1 protein-coding gene is annotated in these 408 nt (G+C 45.3%); it reads left to right on the plus strand.

The genetic code is table 11. The features are described 5' to 3' along the window. On the plus strand, positions 1-258 hold a 258-nt coding region (locus tag C2M25_RS20705), incomplete at its 5' end, for a hypothetical protein (RefSeq protein ID WP_158679756.1). Positions 259-408: the final 150 nt, after the last annotated feature.

Raw genomic sequence — 408 nt, forward strand, 5'->3', positions numbered from 1 at the left:
TTAGGTTGCCCTCGCCCTAATTCGTTTGGTGGTCGTTGTTCTTTAGAAGATTGGCAGCTAACCAACGATAGGCTTTATCTTGCAGCTGAGTCTGCAGGTGTGGCTTTTGTTTCTACTACTTACATCGAAAATGATGATGCTCTTGGCTTTAGTGGTATGTCTGGACACAGTTTATGCGCTTCAGGTGGCTATAACCATCCTGGTCCAGCCCAGTTAAAGGCCATCGGTAAGGCACTTGTGGATTTATTCAATGAGTGAAGTACTCCAACGTATCTACGCAAGTGCCCCAGTTAACGACATCCCCATTCACACATTAGAGCTTAAGGCTGCAGATTTATGGGAGCTTAGGATTTGTGATGGCTTTGATGACCAAGTTGCCGGCATTGAAAATGGCGACATGGTTACATT

The organism is Pseudoalteromonas sp. T1lg21, from assembly GCF_002964625.1.
GTDB classification, from domain to species: Bacteria; Pseudomonadota; Gammaproteobacteria; order Enterobacterales; family Alteromonadaceae; genus Pseudoalteromonas; species Pseudoalteromonas gelatinilytica.